This window comes from Streptomyces sp. NPDC088812 (assembly GCF_044750285.1).
GTDB lineage: Bacteria > Actinomycetota > Actinomycetes > Streptomycetales > Streptomycetaceae > Streptomyces.
In genome coordinates this window covers 1-1,779 of sequence record NZ_JBIVJP010000066.1, presented here as the reverse complement: position 1 = coordinate 1,779, position 1,779 = coordinate 1, and the positions used below count along the sequence as shown (strand labels likewise).

At 76.7% G+C, this 1,779-nt stretch carries 1 protein-coding gene and 1 pseudogene; both read right to left on the bottom strand.

The window, feature by feature from the left end; genetic code table 11:
* Positions 1-1,296 (bottom strand): annotated as a pseudogene (locus tag ACIP67_RS43215) (transcription-repair coupling factor); the annotation flags it as partial.
* Positions 1,293-1,779, bottom strand: a 487-nt coding sequence (locus ACIP67_RS43210) for a hypothetical protein (RefSeq protein WP_401700207.1), incomplete at its 5' end; no start/stop codon positions are given. The gene ACIP67_RS43210 and the pseudogene ACIP67_RS43215, both read right to left, overlap by 4 nt.

Sequence of the window (1,779 nt, the reverse complement as noted above, 5' to 3'; positions counted from 1 at the left end):
GAGCCGGACGCGGGTGTGCGCGACCATGGCCTCGATGTCGCCCGAGAAGGTCTGCGGGACGCCGAGGGTGGCGCGCAGGGTGGCGGCGTCGGGCAGCAGCTCATCGTCCGAGACCAGCGCGGTGACGGACCAGAACCCCTGGTCCAGCTCGAGCGCGGCCGCGCGGAGTTCGGCCACCGTGAGGAAGCCGCCCGCGGCGGACTGGTCCGTCCCGGCCACGTCCACCGGGGCGACCGCGCCCTGCGCGGCGCCGGCCCACGCGGCCTGGAGGAACTCCTCGTTGGTGGCCAGCAGGTCGTCGGCGCGGCCGCGCAGGCGCTCGGGCTCCACGAGGACGGTCAGCGAGCCTGCGGGCAGCATGCGGGGCAGCGACGTCATGGCCTCGGCCAGCAGCGGGGAGAGGGACTCCATGCCCTCCACGGCCACGCCCTCGGCGATGCGGTCCAGCATGTCCGCGGCGGCGGGCATGGCCGGGATCAGCTCTTTGGCGCGCCGGCGCACGTGGTCCGTGATCAGCAGCTCGCGGCACGGGGGCGCGTACAGCTCGGAGGGGTGGCCCGAGCCGTCCTCCGTGGTGTCCTCGAGGGAGCGCTGGTCCGCCACGGAGAACCAGCGCATCTGCTCCACCTCGTCGCCGAAGAACTCGATGCGCACGGGGTAGTCCTCGGTGGGCGGGAACACGTCGATCAGCCCGCCGCGCACGGCGAACTCGCCGCGTCGGCTGACCATGTCCACGCGCGAGTAGGCGGCGTCCGCGAGCGCGGCCACCACGCCGTTGAAGTCCCGCTCCTCCCCCGTCCGCAGGGTCACCGGGCTCAGCTCACCGAGCCCGGCCACGAGGGGCTGCAGCACGGCGCGCACGGGGGCGACGACGACGCGCAGCGGGCCCTCCGCGTGCTCCTCCGGGTGGGCGAGGCGGCGCAGCACGGCCAGGCGGGCGCCCACGGTGTCCGAGCGCGGGGACAGTCGCTCGTGGGGCAGCGTCTCCCAGGACGGGAACAGCGCGGCGGCGCCGGCGGGGGCCCAGGCGGCGAGGTCGGTCACGAGGTCCTCGGCCTCGCGGGTGGTCGCGGTGACCACGAGGACCGCGGCGCGCTCGCCGTGGCCCTCGGCCAGCGCCTCGGCCAGGACGGTCAGCAGGGGCGCGCGGGCGCCGTCGGGCAGGCCGATCTCGAGTTCGACGCCCCGGGACTCGAGCGGCCGGGAGGCGGAGGCGGCGGCCGCCTCGATGGCGCGTTCGGCGCGCAGGCGCGGCAGCAGCGGGGCGAGGACGGGGGTGGTCTCGGGGGCGCTCATGCGCGGACCTCCGGGGTGGCGGTGGAGCCGTCCGTGGCGGCGGGCAGTTCGGTGGTCATGATCTCCCGGATCTCTTCGAGGAAGGCGAGGACGTCGTCGGCGCCGCCCACCGGGCCGCCGGCGGTGAGCCGGTCCGTGCCGAGCAGCACCGCGGTGGGGAACGAGTGCAGGCCGAGGGCCTGCGAGGCGGCGCCGGCCGGGTCGGCGAGCACGAGCGACGCGTCGACGGCGCCGCTGTGGATCGCCCCCTCGGCGCCGGGGGCGTGCTGGGGCATGAGGACCCGCAGCCGGACCGGCCCGAGCGCGTCCTTGAACTCGTCCAGCCGCTCGATCACCCGCGCGCAGGAGCCGCACCCCGTGGACAGGCGCAGGGCCACCACGGCCCCGTCCGCGACCAGCCGGTGCAGACCGGTGTACTCGCCGTCCGCGACCACGACGGCGTCCGGGAACGGGTGGCGTTCGGGCTCGGCGCCGTCGGCCGGG